Genomic DNA, 22990 nt, shown 5'->3' with positions numbered 1-22990 from the left:
GAGCAGGGGAACTCGGGGCCCCCACGACCGGAGGGAGTGGGGATTAGGGGCACAGGGGAGCAGGGGAGCGGGGGAGAATAACTGTTGACAAATGACAACTGACAACTGACAACTGACAACTGACTAATGACCAATTCAAACATCTAATACTAATGTAGCTTCCAATCCTTTTTCTGTTTGCTGAATTGAGAGATTGTGATAGGTTACTGCTTTAATGAATTTATTCCAATTTTGCACATGAGCGCCTCTAACTTCTGCCTCTAGAGAGTGGACATCAAGATGCAAAATTTCAAATTGGTTAAATCCTAAATTTTCACTCTCATGTAGATACAAAAGTTCATTTAACCAGGCTACTAATAGGCTTACATGGTCAACCCCTTGGAGTTGAATTTTCCGCTTAATTGAAGATTCTGAGGCTAGCTCGACATCAGCTAATGTATACAGTGCGATCGCTGCTTGGATAAACAAATCGGTTAAATTTTGCCCCCAAACCCGATAAGCCCAGTCAGCTGTATGCTCAACTTCTTCAAAGCCTCCAAAATTGATAAAATTTGGACTGTTCATAAATTTAGCAATTGAACAGTTAGCTTTTTATTGTCTATCAGAGATGATTCCATTTTATCAACGTTGGGGATTTACAACTCAGTAATCTGCCTGTACCTGCTCAATACAGATTTTTAACTGTTCTGCTAAAATCTGGACATGAGGTTCATTTAGCATTGTGAGATGATTACCTGGTACGAAATGGATATCTAGAGGTTGAGCAGAAAGCTTGTTCCATCCCAATGCTAATTCTTTAAAAATCTCAGGCTTTCCATTATTAACAACATCAATCTCACTAGCTTTGAAAAACTTAATCTGGGCAGGATAAATTACTTGTGGTCTGTAAACACAAGCAGTTTCATGATTAGCTTTGAAAACCTCTATCAAACCGCGAAGTTGCTTGACTCCAACATTGGGTGGCAGTAAATTAACCATTTGTAACTGCTCTTTAAAATAGTTCAATTGCTCATCTGGAGTAAGAAATTTGAGAGTTTCATAGAATACATTTAAGCTCTTTCCATAGAAGCCTTCAAACAAGCTGGCAATTCTGGTCAGCCATTTGGCATCATCAACGGCATCAATGTCTAATTCATCAGTTATGTAGCCTGGGGCACCAGAGTCTAAAATAGCTAGTAAAGCAACCTCATATCCCTGCTTTTGTAACTGAGTTGCCATCTCGAAAGCTACCATACCTCCAAAAGAATGACCACCTAAAAGGTAGGATCCTTTAGGTTGAATGCGCTGTATTGCTTCAATGTAATAAGCTGCCATATCCTCGATTCTTGTGTGCGGCTTTGATTCCCCATCAAGACCGAGTGATTGCAGTCCATAAAATGGTTGGTCTTTACCTAAATAATGTGCCAGATTGTATAAGTAGATGGTGTTGCCACCTGCTCCAGGCAAGCAGAAGAAAGGTCGTTTAGAACCATTAGGCTGAATAGGTACTATAGGAGACCAATTGAAAGTATCTATGGGTTGGCAAAGAAGATTTGCTAATTGCTCAATAGTTGAGTTTTGGAAGAGTGTTGCCAAGGGTAAATTTTTCTTGAATTGCTGTTCAATCCGAGTCATCAGTTGCACAGCTAAAAGAGAATGTCCTCCGAGGTCAAAAAAGTTATCCTTTACACTCACAGGATAAACTTTCAGAACTTCTGTCCAGATTTGTGCCAATTTCGCTTCTACGATATCAAGGGCTGGGATAAAGCTAGCTTGCATGGCAAGGTTGTTTGTATCCGGTGTAGGCAAGGCACGGCGGTCTATTTTACCGTTGGGTGTCAGTGGCAGAGATTCCAAGACAACTATTGCCGTAGGAATCATGTACTCAGGCAGCTTCGTTTTCAGAAATTGCCGCAGTTCGCTGATGCTGAGTGTTGCTTGCTGTTGTGGCACAATATAGGCAACTAAGCGTTTCTCCCCAGGAATATCGACTCTAGCTGTGACAACAACAGATTGAACCTGGGCGTGTTGACTCAGTACCGCTTCAATTTCTCCCAACTCGATGCGGAAACCGCGAATCTTCACTTGCTGGTCAATACGTCCTAAGTATTCAATATTGCTATCACTTAAGTAACGCACTAAGTCTCCAGTTTTGTAAAGCCGGGAATCGGGGTCAGTGCTGAAGGGGTTAGGGATGAACTTCTGTTGTGTCAACTCTTCTCGGTTGAGGTAGCCTCGTGCCAACCCCGCGCCACCGATGTGTAATTCTCCTGGGACACCTACGGGAACTGGTTGTAAGTGTGAATCTAGGATGTAAAAAACTGTGTTGGCGATTGGGCGACCGATGGGGATAGTAATAGCGTTGGCTGGTACGTCCTGCACCAAGTACCAAGAAGAAAAAGTAGTATTCTCCGTAGGTCCATACACATGAAGCAATTTTTGTGGACAATCATTCTGGAGTACTTGTTCGACCCATTTGGGGTCAACGGCCTCCCCACCAAACAATAGATATCGTAGAGAATTAAATACCTGGAGTTCAAAACTGGCTATCTGGTTGAATAAAGCTGTTGTCAAGAACAATACGCTAATTTCTGTTTGCTGAATGTGGGTGGCAAATTTTTGGGGTGAAAGAAGTACTTGTTGAGTAATTCCCACCAGCCTAGCCCCATTAAGGAGCGCTCCCCAAATTTCAAAGGTAGCAGCATCGAATGCAACGTTTGCGGCTTGAGCAACTCTGTCGTGAGGCTGTAACTGTATATAGTTGGTGTTTAACACTAGTCGATTCACCGCCAAGTGAGCAACGGCTACCCCTTTTGGTTTTCCTGTAGAACCGGACGTGTAGATGACATAAGCGAGGTTATCAGCAGTGACGCTACTGTTGAGGTGATCTTGGCGCTGTTGTTGAATGCTCTGCCAGTCGCTATCCAAACAGATAAGCTTTGCTTGATGCTGTGGTAGCCTGTCAATGAGTTTTTGTTGGGTCAACAGCACCGCAACTTGAGCATCTGTTAGCATGAAGCTCAACCGTTCAGTCGGATAATCTGGGTCAAGTGGTACGTAAGCACCACCCGCCTTGAGAATGCCTAGTAGTCCTACCACCATTTCTACTGAACGTTCCACACACAACCCGACTAGCACATCTGCTCTTACACCCACAGACTGCAAGTAGTGTGCTAATTGATTCGCGCGACAATTCAACTCATCATAGGTGAGTTGTTCTTTCTCATACACCACTGCCACTGCATCCGGGGTACGCTGTACCTGCGCCTCAAACAAGTGATGGATACACCTATCAAAGGGATAGTCTGTTTGGGTATTGTTCCAGTCAACGAGTAACTGTTGTTGCTCAACTGCTGTCAGTAAAGGTAATTGGGAAATTGGCTGGTGTGGGTTTGCTACAATCCCCTCAAGTAATGTAACAAAATGATTCGCCATCCGCTCAATGGTACTGCCATCAAACAAGTCAGTATTGTACTCCCACCATCCGACCAATCCTGCGGTCGTATTCTCCATTTGTAAGGTAAGGTCAAACTTTGCAGTTGCACTTTCTGTCACTAATGGACTCACTGTTAACCCAGAAAGCTCTACTTGAGATATAGGCGCATTCTGAAGCACAAACATTACTTGGAACAGTGGTGTATGGCTGAGGTTTCTTTCTGGCTGTAATGCTTCTACCAACATCTCAAAAGGCAAGTTTTGATGAGCATAGGCATCCATTGCCATTTCCCGAATCTGACCAAGTAATTCGCTAAACTTGGGATTGCCTGAGACATCAGCACGCATAACTAAAGTGTTGACAAAAAACCCAATTAAACCTTCAATTTCACTGCGATCGCGATTAGCAATTGGTGTACCTACAAGAATATCTTCTGTACCTGTGTAGCGGCATAGCAAAGTGTCAAATGCTGCCAACAGCGTCATGAACAGGGTAACTCCTTGTCGCTGACTCAGTTTTACCAAGGCATTAGTTAGCTCAAAAGACAGTGCAAAGTGTTTATGTGCACCTTTGTATGTTTGCACTGCGGGTCTAGGTCGGTCTATGGGTAGGGACAACAAAGCTGGTGCGTTTGCTAGTTGTTGTTGCCAGTAAGTTAGTTGAGTTTGCAATACATCACCTTGCAACCATTGTCTTTGCCACTGTGCAAAGTCGGCGTACTGTATAGACAGTGGTGCCAGAGGTGAGCGTTGACCTTGACAAAAAGCATTGTATAGTGCTGCTAACTCTTGGACAAACACACCCATTGACCAGCCATCTGAGACGATATGATGCATACACACTAGCAAAATGTGTTCTGTCTGGTTCAGCACTACTAAGCTCGTCCTAATTAATGGTGCTGTTGCCAGATCAAAAGGTTGTTGGGCTTGTGCGATCGCAAATTCCTGAGTTGCAATTTCTTGCTCGTTAGTAGGTAAATGTTGCCAGTTCAAAATTGACAGTGTGCAAGAAATTTCTGGATGAATGATTTGCACTGGTTGTCCATCAATTGTGATGAAGTTGGTGCGTAAGGCTTCGTGGCGATGAATAATTTTCTGCAAGCTTTGTTCTAGGGCTGCTACTTGCAATTGCCCTTGTAATCGCACTACTACAGGAATGTTATAGAAGCCACTGTTAGGCTGTAATTGATTCAAAAACCATAATCTTTGTTGGGCAAATGACAGTGGTAATTTTGCATTCCTTGCTGTTGGTAAAAGAGGTGGTGCTGTTAGTTCTAATTCCTGTTGCTGCTTGTGCTGAATGTATTGCGCTAATTCGGCAACTGTCGGTGCTGCAAATAAACTACGTAATGGTATTTCTACTTTCAAGCTGCTGCGGATGTGTGAGATGAGTTGAGTTGCCAGTAGCGAATGTCCCCCAATTTCAAAAAAGCTATCATGAATACCAACTTGCTCTAATCTCAGTACTTCTGACCAAATTTGTGCCAGCATTTGTTCAATAGGCGATCGCGGTGCAACAAATTTGTCTGAGTGTTGACGATGTAATTCTGGGACAGGCAAAGCACGGCGGTCTATCTTGCCGTTGGGTGTCAAAGGCAGAGATTCCAAGATAACTATTGCCGCCAAAATCATGTATTGGGGCAGTTTTGTCTTCAAAAATTGCCTGATTTCGCTGATACTGGGTGTTACTTCCGGTTGCGACACAATGTAAGCAACTAAGCGTTTTTCCCCTGGATTATCCTCTCTGGCTGTGACCACAACTGATTGCACCTGTGGGTGTTGACTTAGTACCGCTTCAATCTCGCCCAACTCGATGCGGAAACCGCGAATCTTCACTTGCTGGTCAATGCGTCCCAAGTATTGGATGTTACCATCACTTAAATAACGCACTAAATCCCCAGTTTTATAAAGCCGATCAGCACAGGCAGAGGGGAAAGACTGCTGCAAATCCTCCTCTGCCCCCCTGCTCCCAAGCCTCCACCGAAGGGGTTGGGGATGAATTTCTGTTGTGTCAACTCAGGACGGTTGAGGTAGCCTCGCGCCAACCCTGCACCACCGATATGTAATTCTCCTGGGACACCTACGGGAACTGGTTGCAAGTATTTGTCTAGGATATAAATCTGCGTATTACCTATTGGGCGACCAATGGGAATAGACTGGATAGTTGTCTCAATAGATCTGGGGATGGGGTAACAACAAGTAAAGGTCGTGCTTTCTGTCGGCCCATATCCGTTGATAATCTGTGTTAATGGCAGAGCTTCTAGAGCTTTGTGAACATGAGCAACCGAAAGTGCTTCCCCACCAATTAATAGCTGCTTAATTCCTGATAACGCTTGTGGGGCATCATTAATTATGGAGTTGAACAAAGCAGTTGTCAGCCATAAGGTAGTAATGCCATGTTTGTGGATTTCATTGCTCAACTCCTCAGATGTGGGAATCTTTCCAGGGAAAAGAACACATTCTCCACCATGCAACAAAGCTCCCCAAATCTCAAATATGGAAGCATCAAACGAAATTGGAGCCATTTGGAGAAATTTCTGTGTTTCATCCAGATGAGCATAATCTATGCCAAACAACAGACGGTTAACGCCACGATGCACAACTTCAACGCCTTTAGGCTGACCTGTAGAACCAGAGGTATAAATTACATAAGCCAAATGACTGGCTTGCACATCAGTGATGGGATTATCCTGACTCCACTCTCGAATCACTTCAGCGTCGCTATCTAAACAGATAAGCTTTGCTTGATGCTGTGGTAGCCTGTCAATAAGTTTTTGTTGAGTCAATAGCACCGCAACTTGAGCATCTGTTAGCATGAAGCTCAACCGTTCAGTCGGATAATCTGGGTCAAGTGGTACGTAAGCACCACCCGCCTTGAGAATGCCTAGTAGTCCTACCACCATTTCTACTGAACGTTCCACACACAACCCGACTAGCACATCTGCTCTTACACCCACAGACTGCAAGTAGTGTGCTAATTGATTCGCGCGACAATTCAACTCATCATAGGTGAGTTGTTCTTTCTCATACACCACTGCCACTGCATCCGGGGTACGCTGTACCTGCGCCTCAAACAAGTGATGGATACACCTATCAAAGGGATAGTCTGTTTGGGTATTGTTCCAGTCAACGAGTAACTGTTGTTGCTCAACTGCTGTCAGTAAAGGTAATTGGGAAATTGGCTGGTGTGGGTTAGCAACAATCCCCTCAAGTAATGTTTGAAAATGCCGCAACATCCGGCTAATAGTGGCATCATCAAATCGGCTAGTATCATAGCTCATCTTCACAGACAATTGCTCACCAGGGACAGCTACTACTGTTAGAGGATAATTAGTTTGCTCAATGCCACGAATATTAGATATTTCCAAAGTACCATTGTGTTGTAGTACAACATCATTGACTGGATAATTCTCAAACACTACAATGCTCTCGAATAAGGGCGTTCCCCTAGGAATTTCACTCCAGTCTTGAATCTCTACCAGTGGGGTATATGAGAATTGTTCAGACTCTACTTGCTGCGACTGTAAATCTTTCAACCAAGGCAGCAGTTGAGTATCTTCTAAGACTTGTACTCGTATTGGTAAGGTGTTGATCAACATTCCCACCATAGACTCTATGCCCAGCACAGATGGTGGACGACCAGACACAGTGACACCAAAAACTACATCTGTTTCTCCACTGTAGCGACATAGCAGCAATGCCCAAGTTGCCTGCAACAGATTATTGATAGTGAGTTGATACTGTCGGGTAAAAGCTTGGATGCTGGCTGTTGCTTGCGCTGTCAACTGGATTTGTTGTTCGTTGCAACTAGAGTGTGGCTGCTTGTGATTAGATAATGGTTTATCTACTCTCAAGGGAGTTGGTGCAATCAAGCCTTTGAATTTTTGCTGCCAAAATTGTTCCGCTTTGGCTAAATCTTGTTGCTGTAGCCAAGCTATGTAATTTTTATAACTTGTTGTTGGTTGATAACGTAAACTTTCACCTTGAGAAAATGCTTGATAAGCATATATAAGGTCTTGGAATACTAAAGGTAACGACCAACCATCGAGCAATAAATGATGATGACTCCAAATAAATTGATAACAGTCCGCAGCCAACTGAATGAGATTTAGGCGTATCAGCGGTGGTTGAGAAAGTTGGAAACCTTTTTGTCGGTCAGACTGTAAGAAAATCTCTAGTTGCTGTTGCTGCTCTATTGCTGTTAATTGTCGCCAGTCATGGGTTTCTAGGGTAACTTTCACCTGGCGATACACTACTTGAAGTGGCTGACTGATAGCTTCCCAAACAAAAGCAGTTCGCAAGCTTGAATGTCGAGCTACCACTTGTTGCCAAGCTTGCTCAAAGGCTGACACATCTAGGTTTCCTCTCAAGGTGCAACTCAACTGCTCAAAATACACTCCCGACTCTGGAGCATACAAATTATGAAACAGCATCCCCTGTTGCATGGGCGAGAGCGGATAAATATCTTCAAGATTTTTCCAGTTAATTTTGCCTAATTGTGGTTCTAATGCGATACTTGCCAGTACTCTATCGAGTTCTTGCTGGCTGAGTTTGACTAACGGGAAATCTGAAGGTGTGTAACCGCCGCTTTCAGGAGCTATACAATGGGTGATTAGCAATCGCAATCTCTCGACGAATTGTTGCGCTAAACTCTCTATTGTTGCCTGTTGATGCACATTTGTGCTGTAGCTCCAATTGATTTGCAGTTGATTCCCAATTATCAAACTGTTAATCTCTAGCAAATCTGTGCGATTGTTCTGCAAACTTTGGTAAGCTCCAGCTGATTCAGTCGCTAGTTGAATTACAGAAGACGTATTCAGAATTTGATCAAATTGCCCCAAATAATTAAAGCTGACCTCTGCTTGCGGAAGTACCTGTAATTTAGAGGCAATTTCGGCATCCCCCGTGAGATAGCGCAATAATCCGTAGCCAATTCCTTTGTGAGGAATGGCGCGTAGCTGTTCTTTGACTGCCTTTAAGGTATCTTGGGGTTTGTCTGTTGGTTCAAATTCCACCACCACAGGGAAAACTGTTGTAAACCACCCGACAGTCCGTGATAAATCTATATTCTCAACAATATTTTCCCGCCCATGACCCTCTAAGTTCAGCAGCACAGAATGAGAGTTTGTCCATCTCCCCAATACCTGCACTAAGGCAGTCACTAGCACATCGTTAATTTGAGTGTTGTAAGCTTTCGGCACATCTTGTAACAATGCTCTTGTTTCTGACTCATTTAACGACACTGTTACTGTGCTGGCAGATGCAACGGTGTTAGCTCCCTGTACATAGTCTACTGGTATGGGAGCAACCAAAAAGCGAGATTCACTCAGCCAATAAGCTAGTTCTGATTTCAGCACTTGTGATTGTGCATATTCTGTTAGTTTTTGAGACCAATCTTGAAAAGAGGTTGTTTTGGGGGAAAGTTGCAGCGCTTTACCGTGGCTGAGTTGCTGGTAAGCTGTCTGCAAATCTTCTAGTAAAATTCGCCAGGAAACACCATCAACTACTAAATGGTGGATGACTATAAGTAATCGGCTCGGTTGATTAATACCCAGCCAGAAAAAGGCGACTCGCACTAAATTTTCTGACAAATTCAGGCTGGCTTGTAGTTCCGCTGCGGTGCTTTCAATAGCTGATGTTTGCTCTGTTGCTGGTAGTCTAGATAAATCTACCCAAGAAAAAGCAGAGTTATCAGCATCTACAGCATGAATCTGTTGCCAATCTGAGTCAGACTTGACAAAGCGCAAACGTAGAGCATCGTGATGTGAAAGCAAGTACTGCACAACTTGTTCTAATAGCTCTGGCTGCCACTCGGACGGCACAGATAGCAGAACTGCCTGGTTAAAATAATGTGGCTGTGGCTGATTCTGCTGAAAGAACCAGTGTTGGATGGGTGTTAGTGGTGTTGTTCCTGTGACTAACCCTTGTTCTACCTGGATAGCTTCAGTTGTCCCTACTACTACTGCTAACTCAGATATGGTCTGATGCGTAAACAGCTGCTTGGGACTGAGATGGATTCCTTGTTGATTTGCTCTGGCAATTATTTGAATTGAGAGAATCGAATCTCCACCAAGTTCAAAGAAGTTATCATGAATACTTACTTGTTCTAATCTCAGTACTTCTGACCAAATTTGTGCCAGCATTTGTTCAATAGGCGATCGCGGTGCAACAAATTTGTCTGAGTGTTGACGATGTAATTCTGGGACAGGCAAAGCACGGCGGTCTATCTTGCCGTTGGGTGTCAAAGGCAGAGATTCCAAGATAACTATTGCCGCCAAAATCATGTATTGGGGCAGTTTTGTCTTCAAAAATTGCCTGATTTCGCTGATACTGGGTGTTACTTCCGGTTGCGACACAATGTAAGCAACTAAGCGTTTTTCCCCTGGATTATCCTCTCTGGCTGTGACCACAACTGATTGCACCTGTGGGTGTTGACTTAGTACCGCTTCAATCTCGCCCAACTCGATGCGGAAACCGCGAATCTTCACTTGCTGGTCAATGCGTCCTAAGTATTGGATGTTACCATCACTTAAATAACGTGCTAAGTCCCCAGTTTTATAAAGCCGATCGGCAGAGGCACAGGGGAAAGACTGGTGCAAATCCTCCTCTGCTCCCCTTCCCCCCCTATCCCCAGAGGGGGCCCCGAGTCCCCCCAGCTTCCCGGCTTCACAGCTAGGGAATGTTTAGCATAAGGGAGTTTGTCACCAGAGACTCTGATAAAACATTGCACCCGTTGCTCCCTGTAATTTGGTAGTGACTGAAGTATTTCTTCAAGTAATGCAAAAATTTGCTGAGTGTCAGCAGTTACACCTACAGGGTGTTGAATTAAAATCATTAACTCATCTTTGTTGACAGCACACTTGATCCGGAAGACTTCACCAGATGGTACTTCTACAAGAAATTGTTCTTGCAAAGTTCTCGCTAAAAGCTGTAAATCTTCCTGCTGGACTGCTACTTTCATAGACTGTTCCCGCTAGTCTTCTATTATTATTTTTTTATTGGTTGAAGGAATGAAATTAAGGACTTTGGTGACTTTTGTTTGTTGAATACAGATACACAGTTTAACCAACCACAACTATAGAATCAAACAGACCAACTTTCTAACACAACTTTTCGCTTTTAACCAAAAATCAAAAAATCGGTGAATCCTCGTATATCGAGAAAAGGTAAGGGTAAGGGACGGCAAAAGAAAGAGAATAATGATGTTTTATCCTCTAATTCAGATTGCTAGATAATAAATTCAAAAATTTAACTTACAGTTAAATTACAAATCAAAAATGGGAATAATAAATCTTTTGAGTACTTTCATGGCTTAGTTTGTCAACCGAACCTAGTATTGGGGAATAAAAGTTAAAAGTAAAAATGCAAAATATGCTTTGGTTTGAACTTTTACCTTTTAACTTGCCCATCCGCAAGACCCCACACAACACTTTGACATAGATGCTGGTTTTGTTCTATGCTGGCATATTTACTGAGAATAATAATCACGCCTACTTGTTACAGCTGTAACGGATTGATACCAGAAATGAATTTGCCTCCTTGACCGAATTCGATAAAATTGAACCGTGAAAAAATAAATTCTTCTTATATATGCCTAAAGTAGGATTTCGTAATTATGGTGCTGCAAAAAACAAAAATAGTACCAAATAAATGCTAAGGAACTGTAATTAGAAGGTGCATGTCAATGGATTTATTAGAGTACCAAGTTAAAGAATGGTTTGCAGAAATAGGCATTCCTGTATTGCCCTCGCAACGCATTGACCATCCTACAGAGTTAAAGCGGTTAAAAATTAACTATCCGATCGTACTCAAGTCTCAGGTACATGCCAGTGAAAGGGTAAAAGCAGGCGGTGTCAGGGTCGTAGAAACTACGATTGATGCGATCGCAGCCGCGCAAACTATCTTCAAATTGCCAATTTGGGGTGAGTTACCAGAAGTTTTACTGGCAGAATCTAAGTATGATGGTCAGCAAGAATTTTATCTAGCAGTAGTTTTAGATACCGCTGTCTGCCGACCAGTACTTTTAGGTTGTAAAGAAGCAGATATTGATTGGGAAACAGCAGGGGAAAGAATGCACCATGTTGTTGTCAAACAAGAATTTTCTCCTTTTTACGCACGGCGACTGGCTTTAAAAATGGGTTTACAAGGTACGCTGATGCAGTCAGTCAGCAGCGTCCTAGAAAAGATGTACGAGTTATTCGTGCAAAAAGACCTAGATTTAGTAGAAGTTAATCCCTTGGCAATCAACGCTTCTGGTGAAGTGATGGCTCTTAATGGTAAAGTCAGCATCAACGAACGAGCTATGGGTCGTCATCCAGAAATTGCTGAGATAGCAGCCAAAGTAGCCAACCGTCGTCACAATAGACAGATGAATGGTCACTCACGCGACTGGAATGGTTCAGAAACGCAGGGTAAAATTGGCATTCTCGGTAATGGCACTGGTTCAATTATGGCAACCTTCGATTTAGTTGTCAGTGCTGGTGGTCAACCTGGTAACTCTCTCAACCTGCGTCATGCTTTCCCCACTGATACCTCACCAACTACGTTTTGCGATCGCTTGGCGAAAGGTCTGAGTATCTTAGCTAGTGACAAAAGCATTCAAGTTATACTCATCAACCTCCTGGGTAGCGTTCCTCAAGCAGAAGAAGTCGCCCAAGTCATTGCTAAATTTGTACAACACGAAAATAGCGAAATCAACTCACAATTTTTAGGCAAAAATGGCAATGGAACCCTACGGGAATCTGATTTTCCGCGCTTAGTTGTCCGTCTTGCTGGTTCTGATTTTAATGCTGCTAATAATTTTTTAGCAACATTAAAAACTCGTGGCGATGCCTTGATACTGGTAGAAAATTTAGATGAGGCGGTAGCAGAAGCAGTCCATCTCACTAAGCCAACGGCTTACAAGAAAGTTAGAAAAGTGTAAAATGATATGTTTTTCGCTTTGGTGAATTTATCCGCAAATATTCACCAGAGCCAAGTTTAGCAACTGTTGGGGTATTGAGCAATAACACAAACTTTAAAATTTTAGTAAAAATTAATTCGTAACACAATACAGTTCAATGAGTAATGTCTATTACTCGGAAATTTCTCCTTTTTCTCAAAGGCTAGGAAGATGAAAAGAGTGTAGGGAACCACATTATTTAATCATGAGGTTTTAAACTTCGTTTTTTCCCTACACCCGACACCCTGTTTTCTGTTACACTTTCCAGTGCCTCAAGCCACTGGGTTGCCAAACTTACCAGAATTTTTTATGAACCTAACGCCAGATAGCAAAGTAATCATTCAAGGCTTCAGTGAATTTATATCGGCAACTCATATTGCTCAAATGAAAGCTTATGGTACTAATTTAGTTGCTGGTGTCAATCCCGGATGTGGTGGACAGCAACTCTATGATCTCCAGTTATTTGATTTGGTTGAGGAAGTAGTAGCACAATTTGGCACAATTGATACAACAATTATCAGCGTACATCCTTATCAAGTGCTAGATGCAGCATTAGAAGCGATCGCCTCTGGTATTCGCCAGATTATTATTATCTCTGCTGGCGTGCCACCTTTAGATATGGTGGAATTACTTCGCAAAACCGAGGCATGTGAAACTTTGATAGTTGGGCCGAATAGTCCCGGGATCATCGTACCTGGGAAAATTCTCTTAGGCACTCACCCCAGTGAATTTTATACACCTGGCCCTGTAGGTATTGTGAGTCGCAGCACTACCCTCACATACGAAGTTGCCAGAGAATTAACAAAAGCAGGTTTGGGGCAATCGATTAGTGTCAGTATTGGTAGTGATGCGATCGTTGGTTCATCGTTTCTACAATGGCTGCAAATTCTTGATGAAGATGATACTACAGAGGCGATCATTTTAGTTGGTCAACCAGGTGGTGACAGTGAAGAAGCCGCAGCGCGATATATTACTGAGGCAATTGACAAACCAGTCATTGCCTACATCGCAGGTACACAAGCACCACTAGCAAAAAATTGGCATCAGACAGGAACTTTAGCAACAGTTATAGGACGCCCTCCTAACTTTGGCACTGCACAAAGCAAATTAGCTGCTTTCCAAGCAGCAGAAGTGCCTGTGGCTGAACGCCCTTCTCTAATTCCAGAACTGTTAAAAAAGGCGATTCATTGAAAAATTCACAAGACAGAATTTATCAGTGCAGCTGGAAATTCCTCAGTTGATGGTGCGTTAGGCTTAACGCCATAACGCACCCTACAAAATTCGCGATTTTTTCCATTGAAAATCCCTAAAAATTACGAATTACGAATTACGAATTACGAATTATGGCGACTTTTCCTGTTTATTTTTGGTTAGGCCCATTGCGGATTCATCCTCATATTTTGTTTGAGTCTTTAGCTTATGCCATAGCCTTTCGTTTATTACTACGAAATGTCCGCAAGGATTCCATTTCAGCCAGCCAACGCGGTTCTGTGATGGTCGGTGGTATGATTGGTGCTTTAATTGTTGCTAAAGTGCTGGTTGGATTGCAACATATAGACTTAATTTGGCAAAACCCACAGCAATTATTATTAATCCTTCTACAAGGAAAAACAGTAGTTGGGGCACTCTTGGGTGGACTGATTGGTGTGGAAATTACCAAAAAAATCATTGGTGTTAATCAGTCTACTGGTGATGTGTTTGTCTATCCTTTGATTGTGGGGACAGGCATTGGTAGGATTGGTTGCTTTTTGACAGGGTTAAGCGATCGCACTTATGGAATTGCCACAACCTTACCTTGGGGTGTTGATTTTGGCGATGGTATTTCTCGTCATCCTACACAATTATATGAAATTATATTTTTATTAATTTTAATTTTGTTTTTGAAAGTTCGCAGTAAATATCACTATCAAAATGGCGAGTTGTTTAAATTTTATTTAGTTTTATATTTAAGCTTCCGTTTATTGATAGATTTTATTAAACCAGAGTTTCGTCCTCTTTTAGGTTTAAGTGCAATTCAATTTGCTTGTCTCTTAACTCTACTCTACTATCGCCAAACTATTCCCCAAATATTCAAAATAAAAAGATAGAATTACTATGAAATATTGATGGAAATTGCAGGAAATTGTCATAAATCAATTATTGCTTATTTTCAATATGCCTACTCGTAATTATCTTTTTTACGCTTTGACAAACAGCATTTGCTCAAAATGTCTTGTTAAAGTAGAAGCAAAAATCATTTTTCAAGATGATTGTGTTTACTTAGTTAAACACTGTCCCACCCACGGACAAGAAAAAGTTTTAATAGCCGACGATATTGAATACTATAAAAAATCTCTGGAATTTATTAAACCTGGAGATATGCCTTTGAGGTTTAATACACCAATAAAATATGGCTGTCCTTATGATTGCGGACTTTGTGCTGACCATGAACAGCACAGTTGTTTAACTTTAGTGGAAGTCACAGACAAATGTAATCTTTCCTGCCCCATTTGCTATGCTGATTCTGGCGCTGAAGAAGTTTCTACAATATCTCATCAACCCCGTAGCCATCGCAGTTTAGCACAAATTGAAAAAATGATTGATGCGGTAGTAGCGAACGAGGGAGAACCACAAATAGTGCAATTAAGTGGTGGTGAACCAACTATACACCCAGAGTTTTTTGAAATTATAGATATAGCGAAAAGCAAACCCATCAAGCATTTAATGATTAATACCAATGGTGTGAGGATTGCCAAGGATAAATCTTTTTGCGATCGCCTCAGCCAATATATGCCAGGAATTGAATTATATCTCCAATTTGATAGCTTTGAAAACGAAGTTTTACAAGAATTACGCGGTGCTGATTTACGGGATATTCGAGAAAAAGCAATTAACCATCTTAACGAATATAATATTTCCACGACTTTAGTCGTTACTCTCAAAAAAGGATTGAATGACCACGAAATTGGCAACATTATAGAGTTTGCTTTACAACAAAAATGCATTCGTGGCGTTACTTTTCAACCAATACAAGCAGCAGGAAGATTAGAGGGATTTGACCCTCAAAAAGATAGATATACATTAACATAAGTTCGCAGGTCGATTCTGCAACAAAGTCCCTATTTTAAACCAGAAGATATTCTACCAGTTCCTTGCCATCCAGATTGTTTAGCGATGGCTTATGCCCTGAAACTAAATGGTAAAGTCATACCGTTAACTGGATTAATTAATCCAGATGTTTTCGTGGATATACTACCTAATAGCGTACTTTATGAACAAAATGAAGAACTAAAACGGCATATTTTCCAATTATTTTCTACTAGCCATTCTCCAAACTCCGCAGCAGCATCATTAAAACAACTTTTGTGTTGTCTACCGATGATACCTGTACCTGAAGGTATTAACTATTCTAATGTATTTCGAGTCATGATTGTGCAATTTCTTGACCCTTTTAACTTTGATGTCCGTTCAGTCAAGCGTTCCTGTATTCATATTGTTCACCCAGATGGTAGAATTATTCCCTTTGATACCTTTAATATTTTTTACCGTGAGGGTAGCGCTGGATATCATTTAGTTAATAACCGCTAATTATGAATTTCAGTTATTTGAACTTAGGATAAATGAATGTCGCAAAGCAATGAAAATAATGAAATATTAAAGATTTTTTTAGGAATATTATTATTATTATTTTGTCATTCTATTGCATTAGTAATAGTATTTACTCTTGGCTACTTATTACAGTTAAATTCTAGCTCTAACAATTATATTGGTTTACAAGTTTGGATTATTGGTGGAGTTGGTTTCTTGTTCTGGCAACTTATATATGTGATTCCACTTTGTATTTGGCTACAACGACGGCAGCAAGCAGCAATCAAAAAAGGTGTAATAATTGGTGCAGCTATTACTGCTTTATTGAATGGTGGTTGTTTTTTACTGTTCACTTTTCATTAGAGGATGTGTAAAGGGGACTGGGGATTGGCGATTAGAAGCTAGGTACTGAGTTACCTCCGTTGTGGCACTTGGCGTTATGTTACGGCTTGCCATGCTCCACCGTTATATAAAATGTTGCTTCACACTTCAGTATAACGTAGCTCATTAAGTTAAAATTGTTGACAATAACCGCGATCGCACTCATAACCTTGATGAAAAATGTAACTTTACTATCTGCCACAGCCTTTGCTGCCACATCTGGATTAATTTTCGGGACAATGCAAACTGCCTCTGCTTTAAATTGGAACTGGAATTATTCTGGTACTGGCATAACGGCAAGTGGTACTTTTATCACTAATGACACCCCTAACGATGAGGGTTTTTACCAGATTACCGGAATTACTGGTACACGAAATGGTGAGACAATTACTGGTTTGCAAACTACTGGGACTCCAATACCAGGAAACGAACCTTTTAATGTTGACAATTTAATTAGCCTTAATAGTCAGCAATTAACAGGTGATGGTTTTGGGTATTCCACTTCGGGAGGTAATTATTCTAGTCCGTTTTTCGCTAGTTTTTTGCCGACACCAGGTTATTTAGAGGTTTTTTCTGCACCGCCATTCATAGAAGGTTATCAAAATTTTGGCCCCGAAGATAGTGAGTCACTCATTAGTTTTTCTGCAACCATAGTCAACGTCCCTGAACCCACTTCCAGCCTCAGCTTACTTGCCCTCGCCACTCTCGGCGCTGGTTCAGCACTCAAACGGAACAACCAATCCAAACTCACCCAAAAGAAGCTCGAAAAAGTTTCCTAAAACCATCAATAAACGACTTACAATCTAAAAAAATCACTAAATTTGTAGGGTGTGTTACGGCGTTAAGCCTAACGCACTAAATTATTGTTGTAGTATCATATTAAGTTCGTCTAATTGGTTTTTATAAAAACTTCTCTGCAACTCTGCGTGAGATTGAATAATATTTATTTAACCTGACATGATATCAAAAGTTATCACAAACCCCTTATTCAAAAACCACTGTCCGATTTCCATACACCAAAACGCGATTTTGCAAATGTAAACGCACTGCTCTTGCTAAGACAACTCGCTCTAAATCCTTACCTTTTCTAATCAAATCATCAACTTCATCTCGGTGACTAACCCGCACCACATCTTGTTCAATAATCGGCCCAGCATCTAATTCAGCAGTTGCATAATGAGCCGTTGCTCCAATAATTTTGACACCACGTTCAAATGCTCGGTGATAAGGATTTGCACCCACAAAAGCAGGTAAAAATGAGTGATGTATATTAATAATTTGTGGAAATTGAGTAATAAAACCTGCACTGACAATTTGCATATATTTGGCTAATACAACCAAATCAATTTGATATTGTCGCAGTAATTCTAATTGTTTAGCTTCCTGTTCAGCTTTATTATCTTTATTAATAGGGATGTGGTGGTAGTCAATACCAAACTGCTGTGCTATTTCTTGGAAATGAGAATGGTTACTAATAATTAGAGGAATTTCAGCAGTAAATTCTCCTGCACGTTGTCGCCAAATCAAGTCAAACAGACAATGGTCTTGCCTACTTACCCAAATAGCAATACGTCGAATAGTATCAGAAAAGTGTAGCTCCCATTTAGCGCCTAAAGGTTGAGCAATGGCGTTAAATGCCGGGCCAATTAAATCTCTGGGCAAATTAAACCCATTTAGCTGCCATTCAATACGCATCAGAAATAAGCCAGCAGCGAAATCTGTATGCTGGTCTGAGTGAATAATATTGCCACCATTGGAATAGATAAAATTAGCAATTTTGGCTACTAGTCCTCTTTGGTCGGGACAGGAAATGAGCAATGTTGCGGTTGGATTAGTCATAGAATGGGAATTGGGAATGGAGCATTGGGAATTGGGCATGGGGCATTGGGACTGTTAATTTTGGCTTTGCTCAACTTTAATTTGTGAGGGATCAGAGCAAATTTCATAATTTTTAAGAGTTCTAACCCAATCCCCAATCCCTAATCCCCAGTCCCTTTTATTTACTATTGGTTGGAGTTGGCAGAGGTAGAATGCTTGGTAAAGGTGTTGCTTTATTATCTACAGGTTGTTTCCACTCTGATATCTCCCTATTGACTGCATTTTCAAAGTCTGTTGTTACCAATAGCACATTGATATTGCCATTTGGTTGTGGCGTGGTATCAGTTTGGGCATAGACAAGACTATGATTGAAATTCGCCTTACCCAAAATTATCTGATGGGTTTTCTGATTTTTTAGCTTTATATCGATAGTTGCTTGGGGTTGATCTAAACAGAATTCTCCAAGCTGCTTAGGGGTAATTGAGAAAGTGCGATCGCTCTTACCATCTACCAACAAATCCATCAAATAAGAAACAATAGCATCATTTGCTGGTTCTGATACAGGAGACTTTAACAACCACTTAGGATTACTAGACTGACTGTTACGTTCTAGATTTACAGTCAACTTCTTAGTCTTTACCGTTAAAGCCTGCACATCATCTGCTGCAAAAGAGAAAATTTTCTGCTGTTTATCCTTGATTTCTTGTCGCTGAGTCGCCCCTCTAATTTCATAAAAGTAAACAAAACTACCCAAACCCAAAGCCAGTAAGATTAAAACTAAAGTCGTTCGTGGCAATTTCATATTTTAGTCAGTTGTCAGTTGTCAGTTGTCATTTGTCATTTGTTATTGGCAAGAAGTTATTATTTGTCACTCCTAACTCCTAACTCCTAACTTTTTTACCGCCTTCGCCACCAGATAAAAGCTGCCGCTAGTAACCCGATTAGAGGTAAAAACACCAAAGATGACAATGTTAAAATACTGGCTTGTACATTTGATAGAGTTATCCTACGGTTTTTTGCTTCTTTGGGGCTAATGGACAGAGGTTGTTGATCTTGTTGACTCAGCCAACTAACTGAGTTGAGAAACACATCTCCATTTAGCTGTTGTTGAAACAACCCGTTAGTAGCAAAATCTGAATTTCCGATAACTACTAACCGTGACTCGGTAGCAGGTTTTTCCGATTTCTCTGTGGTTGGCGAAGCAGTAGCCGCAGCGCTGGGAGTTGGGCTAGGTTGACTCGTCGGTGATGCTTTGGGCGAAGCAGTAGCCGCAGCACTGGGAGTCGGGCTAGGTTGACTTGTCGGCGATGCTTTGGGCGAAGCAGTAGCCGCAGCGCTGGGAGTTGGGCTAGGTTGACTTGTCGGTGATGCTTTGGGCGAAGCAGTAGCCACAGCGCTGGGAGTCGGGCTAGGTTGACCTTGGATGCTTGGCAATGGTAACGGTGATGGACTAGGGGAAGCTTGGGTAGTTGGACCAGGTGTAGCTTCAGATTTAGCTGTTACTTTTCTGGTCAAAGCAACGCCCAAAGTCAGAGGCCCTTTGAGGTCTTTGTCTGCATTAAATTCTAATTTTTCGCTTTGCAGGTCACTTTCAGCCCAGCTATTGGGATAAGGTTTGCTTCGTAGCAAGGGAGTTGCTTCGACACCAGGTACTTGAGTAATTTCTAAAGGTCTTGCCAACCGATAAAAAGAAATGCCATTGCCAAAATCTTTAGTAATTGGGTGTTGTCCGTAGTCTGTGATTATAGGTGCAGCAGGGCCAAGTCCTACACCACCTCCAGAGACATCCACCGCCAAACGATTATCTAAACGCACACCCCACTCTTGTAATAAACTGTTCAAGTTGGGGTCAGTATTTGGATCAATCATTAGCAGCACATTACCGCCACGATTGAGATAGCTTTGCAAGGCTTTCACCTCGCTATCAAATAATCCTCGTTTAGGGCCGTCCACTATCACCACAGCAGCATCGTTAGGAACTTGAGAATTTTCTGTTAAATTCAGGGGTGATACAGTGTAATTTTTGTTGCTTAGTCCCTCAACAGCTTGTGTCATTCCACCCTCACCTGCTGAAATCGGGCGTTCGCCATGACCTTGGAGAAAATAAACTGAAGCAGTGGTTGAACCAAGGATTTGTTGCAAACGATTTGTTAACTTGACTTCTGACAGGCGTTCATTCTCATTTAGTTTTTGTACTAATTGCCGTTTGTCTCGCGATTCTAGGTAAACTTCGCCATATTCTTTAACGCCAAATTTGTCTGCTAGTCCTGGTCTAGTTTGCGGATCAACATATTCAAACTTAAAATTTCTACCTTGTCGTTGATAATTTTCCAACAATTCCCGGTCTTGGGAATTTTGATTAACATCAAATACCCAAACTTTTACTGGTTGTTGCAAGCCACGCACTAATTCTTTTGATTGAGGCGCAAGGGTAAACAGCTGAGTCTCCGTTAAATCAGCCCGTAGGTGATAACGAGTACTCAAAAAGTTAATTAATCCTAAAATTACCAATACAGCCAAAATTGCAACTAAGGCGTTAGTACCAGCTTGAGTAGAACGTTGTTTCCACCATTGACTTTGCTGGCTTTGCCATACTATCCACGCTGCACTGATGACAATTCCGATAATTAGAAATACTAAGGGAATTAAACCCCAGTTTCCTGAAACTAATCCAGCTGTTAGACCGACAGTAGCGAAAAACGGCCCCAGCCAAAACAAATATTTCCAAGGTTGCTTTTTTTTGATTTTTTTCATATGTTTGTCAGTTGTCAGTTGTCAGTTGTCAGTTGTCAGTTGTTCTTTGTCATTTGCCATTTGTCCTTTGTGTTTACCAATGACTAATGACTAATGACAACTGACTATTGACTACTGTCGCTGAAAGCGTAAAGTATCAATTGACTGGGCTGTGAGAAAGATGCCCAAAAAAATGTAACTGAGAAATAAAGTCAAGACGCTGGTGTCGAAAATGCCTTGAATGAAGGTGTTGTAATGTTTCAGCAATGACAAATGACCTAAAGCTTCTCCTACTGGGCCGCCAATATTCTTGGCGATTAAATCAACGAATAATAGCAATAAAATTAGGGCAAAGGTCAGGACAGCTGACAAAATTGTGCTGTCTGTTAATGAGGAAATAAACATTCCCAAAGATAAAATTGCCGCAGCTAGCAAGATTAATCCTAAATGACCGAGTAAAGGAATTGAGGGTGAGAATGGTGGGTTTGATCCGCCGATCGCGATCGCTTCAAATACTAGCAAGGGTAATACCATCGTGGTAAAAAATGTAATCACGCCTAATAATTTACCTACGGCTACTGCCCAGTTGGTTACTGGTGACGTGGCTAAAAGTTCTAATGTGCCCCGCTTGCGTTCTTCAGCATACAGTCCCATAGACAGAATTGGCAGGATAAACAACAATAGCCAACCCATACGATCCAAAAATGCCCGGATAAATTCGTAGGCTACATCTATTGGTGGTACTGGCACTTGAAATTGTTGTGCTTGTAAATCATATGCGGCTACTGCTGGCAAAATGCCGTCTGGCCCCAGCAAAATCATTACCAAAAATAACCCTGAGATGAACCAAAATACGCCAGCGATCGCATAAGCTAAAGGCGATATAAAATAACTCTGTAACTCTCGGCGATAAATGGCAATAATATTACTCAGTACTATACCCATTTACGCTGCTTCTCCTTCGTTAACTGCTGCTGAGTTTTCAACAGAATCTAAATTCTTTTCTTCTGTTGTCAGTTGCAAAAATACATCTTCTAGGGTAGCGCTGACACGCCGCATTTCGTATAAACCAAATCCTGCACGTACCAATGCTGTGGCAATATCTTGTCCTGGTTCACTTCCCGGTTGCGATATCACCCGCAAATAAGCGCGGTTGTCTTGGGGAGGGAGATGAGTTGACATGGCTGCGATGGGCATTGATTCTACCAAATTCACACCCGATACATTTTGCAATACCTGTTTCGCTAGACCAACTTCTCCAGCAATTTCTAGTTCATATCCTGAACCACCTGTCAACTGTGTCATTAAGTTTTCTGGCGTATTAGTAGCTACTAATTTGCCGCGATTGATTATAGCCACGCGGTTACAGGTCATACTCACTTCTGGCAGAATATGGGTGGACAGAATTATAGTATGAGTCCCTGCAAGACTTTTAATTAAATTTCGCACCTCAATAATTTGTCGAGGATCAAGTCCAACAGTGGGTTCATCGAGAATAATGGCTGGTGGGTCGTGAACGATCGCTTGGGCAATGCCAACTCTTTGGCGATATCCTTTAGAAAGCTTGCGAATAATTACTCGCCGCTTATCTTGTAAATTACAGCGTTCGATAGCTGCCGTTACTTTATGGTTGCGATCGCCTGCTGGTACACCTTTAATCTGTGCCACAAAATGTAAAAAAGCCTCCACCGTCATCTCAGGATATAACGGCGGTGTTTCTGGTAAATAGCCAATGCGTTGCCGCACAGCCAGCGAATTTTCATGGACATCAAAGCCAGCAATCCTCGCTGTGCCATTTATTGCTGGTAAATAGCCAGCCAAAATTCGCATAGTTGTAGTTTTACCAGCACCATTAGGGCCTAAAAACCCTAAAATCTCCCCTGCTTCCACGTTAAAACTGATATCAGTAATCGCTGGGGTAGAACCGTATGTTTTACTTAGATGCTCAACTTCAATCATCAGTTTAATCAGTTTCAGGCGATCGTAAATTTATAGAATACCCAACAATCTTAGATCACGTTGCTGAATTGGGAATGGGGAATTGGGAATTGGGCATGGGGCATTGGGCATGGGGCATTGAGGTAAAATTTTGCTCTTCACCTCCACATCCCCCTTATCCCCCTCATCCCCCTCATC

At 41.7% G+C, this 22990-nt stretch carries 14 protein-coding genes and 1 pseudogene; 7 read left to right on the top strand and 8 right to left on the bottom strand.

Going from position 1 to position 22990, the window contains the following annotated elements; genetic code table 11:
* Positions 1–135: 135 nt before the first annotated feature.
* From I8748_RS26650 to I8748_RS26640, 3 genes and pseudogenes are all read right to left on the bottom strand, one after another.
* Positions 136–564 carry an archease gene (locus tag I8748_RS26650; RefSeq protein ID WP_198127535.1) on the bottom strand — a complete coding sequence of 143 codons (429 nt, stop codon included), beginning with the start codon at positions 562–564 and terminating at the stop codon, positions 136–138.
* Positions 565–642: 78 nt separating this feature from the next.
* Positions 643–9983, bottom strand: a pseudogene (locus tag I8748_RS36495) (amino acid adenylation domain-containing protein); the annotation flags it as partial.
* A complete protein-coding gene (locus I8748_RS26640; protein ID WP_318781267.1) occupies positions 9956–10375 on the bottom strand; it encodes a hypothetical protein in 420 nt (139 codons plus the stop codon). The gene I8748_RS26640 and the pseudogene I8748_RS36495, both read right to left, overlap by 28 nt.
* Positions 10376–11098: 723 nt before the next feature.
* Here I8748_RS26640 and I8748_RS26635 point away from each other — a divergent pair.
* The 7 genes from I8748_RS26635 to I8748_RS26610 all read left to right on the top strand — a co-directional run bounded on the left by I8748_RS26635 (position 11099) and on the right by I8748_RS26610 (position 17082).
* On the top strand, positions 11099–12337 hold the full coding sequence (locus tag I8748_RS26635; protein ID WP_198127534.1) for a succinate--CoA ligase subunit beta: 1239 nt from the start codon (positions 11099–11101) through the stop codon (positions 12335–12337).
* A 327-nt stretch (positions 12338–12664) separates the two neighbouring features.
* Positions 12665–13546, top strand: coding sequence for a succinate--CoA ligase subunit alpha (locus I8748_RS26630; protein ID WP_198127533.1), 882 nt, complete (start codon positions 12665–12667; stop codon positions 13544–13546).
* Between the two features lie 152 nt (positions 13547–13698).
* Positions 13699–14442, top strand: coding sequence for a prolipoprotein diacylglyceryl transferase (locus I8748_RS26625; RefSeq protein ID WP_198127532.1), 744 nt, complete (start codon positions 13699–13701; stop codon positions 14440–14442).
* Between the two features lie 67 nt (positions 14443–14509).
* Positions 14510–15424: a radical SAM protein gene (locus I8748_RS35360; protein WP_225896557.1), complete on the top strand. Its 915-nt coding sequence runs from the start codon at positions 14510–14512 to the stop codon at positions 15422–15424.
* Between the two features lie 84 nt (positions 15425–15508).
* The gene (locus tag I8748_RS35355; RefSeq protein ID WP_225896556.1) at positions 15509–15922 is read left to right on the top strand and encodes a hypothetical protein; all 414 of its coding nucleotides are present in this window, start codon (positions 15509–15511) and stop codon (positions 15920–15922) included.
* A gap of 36 nt (positions 15923–15958) precedes the next feature.
* Positions 15959–16285, top strand: a complete 327-nt coding sequence (locus I8748_RS26615; RefSeq protein ID WP_198127531.1) for a hypothetical protein — start codon at positions 15959–15961, stop codon at positions 16283–16285.
* Between the two features lie 155 nt (positions 16286–16440).
* On the top strand, positions 16441–17082 hold the full coding sequence (locus tag I8748_RS26610; protein WP_225896555.1) for a PEP-CTERM sorting domain-containing protein: 642 nt from the start codon (positions 16441–16443) through the stop codon (positions 17080–17082).
* A gap of 205 nt (positions 17083–17287) precedes the next feature.
* Here the strand turns inward: I8748_RS26610 and purU are convergent, their stop codons facing one another.
* The 5 genes from purU to I8748_RS26585 form a co-directional block, all read right to left on the bottom strand.
* On the bottom strand, positions 17288–18142 hold the full coding sequence (purU, locus tag I8748_RS26605) for a formyltetrahydrofolate deformylase (RefSeq protein ID WP_198127530.1): 855 nt from the start codon (positions 18140–18142) through the stop codon (positions 17288–17290).
* 157 nt (positions 18143–18299) lie between these two features.
* Entirely contained in the window at positions 18300–18923 is a 624-nt protein-coding gene (locus I8748_RS26600) for a DUF4340 domain-containing protein (protein WP_198127529.1), read from the bottom strand.
* 95 nt (positions 18924–19018) lie between these two features.
* The gene (locus I8748_RS26595; RefSeq protein ID WP_198127528.1) at positions 19019–20875 is read right to left on the bottom strand and encodes a GldG family protein; all 1857 of its coding nucleotides are present in this window, start codon (positions 20873–20875) and stop codon (positions 19019–19021) included.
* Between the two features lie 111 nt (positions 20876–20986).
* Complete coding sequence (locus I8748_RS26590; RefSeq protein ID WP_198127527.1) at positions 20987–21799, bottom strand: ABC transporter permease; 813 nt, start codon at positions 21797–21799, stop codon at positions 20987–20989.
* Positions 21800–22813, bottom strand: a complete 1014-nt coding sequence (locus I8748_RS26585; RefSeq protein WP_198127526.1) for an ABC transporter ATP-binding protein — start codon at positions 22811–22813, stop codon at positions 21800–21802.
* Positions 22814–22990 lie beyond the last annotated feature (177 nt).

Origin of the sequence: Amazonocrinis nigriterrae CENA67, assembly GCF_016056305.1 — a bacterium.
Lineage (GTDB): Bacteria > Cyanobacteriota > Cyanobacteriia > Cyanobacteriales > Nostocaceae > Amazonocrinis > Amazonocrinis nigriterrae.
This window is presented reverse-complemented; position numbering and strand designations above follow the sequence as displayed.

Coding starts and splice junctions, on each gene's coding strand:
- I8748_RS26635 (WP_198127534.1), top strand. CDS start 11,099: ATGGATTTATTAGAGTACCAAGTTAAAGAATGGTTTGCAGAAATAGGC.
- I8748_RS26650 (WP_198127535.1), bottom strand. CDS start 564: ATGAACAGTCCAAATTTTATCAATTTTGGAGGCTTTGAAGAAGTTGAG.
- I8748_RS26625 (WP_198127532.1), top strand. CDS start 13,699: ATGGCGACTTTTCCTGTTTATTTTTGGTTAGGCCCATTGCGGATTCAT.
- I8748_RS26630 (WP_198127533.1), top strand. CDS start 12,665: ATGAACCTAACGCCAGATAGCAAAGTAATCATTCAAGGCTTCAGTGAA.
- I8748_RS35360 (WP_225896557.1), top strand. CDS start 14,510: ATGCCTACTCGTAATTATCTTTTTTACGCTTTGACAAACAGCATTTGC.
- I8748_RS26640 (WP_318781267.1), bottom strand. CDS start 10,375: ATGAAAGTAGCAGTCCAGCAGGAAGATTTACAGCTTTTAGCGAGAACT.
- I8748_RS35355 (WP_225896556.1), top strand. CDS start 15,509: ATGGCTTATGCCCTGAAACTAAATGGTAAAGTCATACCGTTAACTGGA.
- purU (WP_198127530.1), bottom strand. CDS start 18,142: ATGACTAATCCAACCGCAACATTGCTCATTTCCTGTCCCGACCAAAGA.
- I8748_RS26590 (WP_198127527.1), bottom strand. CDS start 21,799: ATGGGTATAGTACTGAGTAATATTATTGCCATTTATCGCCGAGAGTTA.
- I8748_RS26595 (WP_198127528.1), bottom strand. CDS start 20,875: ATGAAAAAAATCAAAAAAAAGCAACCTTGGAAATATTTGTTTTGGCTG.
- I8748_RS26615 (WP_198127531.1), top strand. CDS start 15,959: ATGTCGCAAAGCAATGAAAATAATGAAATATTAAAGATTTTTTTAGGA.
- I8748_RS26600 (WP_198127529.1), bottom strand. CDS start 18,923: ATGAAATTGCCACGAACGACTTTAGTTTTAATCTTACTGGCTTTGGGT.
- I8748_RS26585 (WP_198127526.1), bottom strand. CDS start 22,813: ATGATTGAAGTTGAGCATCTAAGTAAAACATACGGTTCTACCCCAGCG.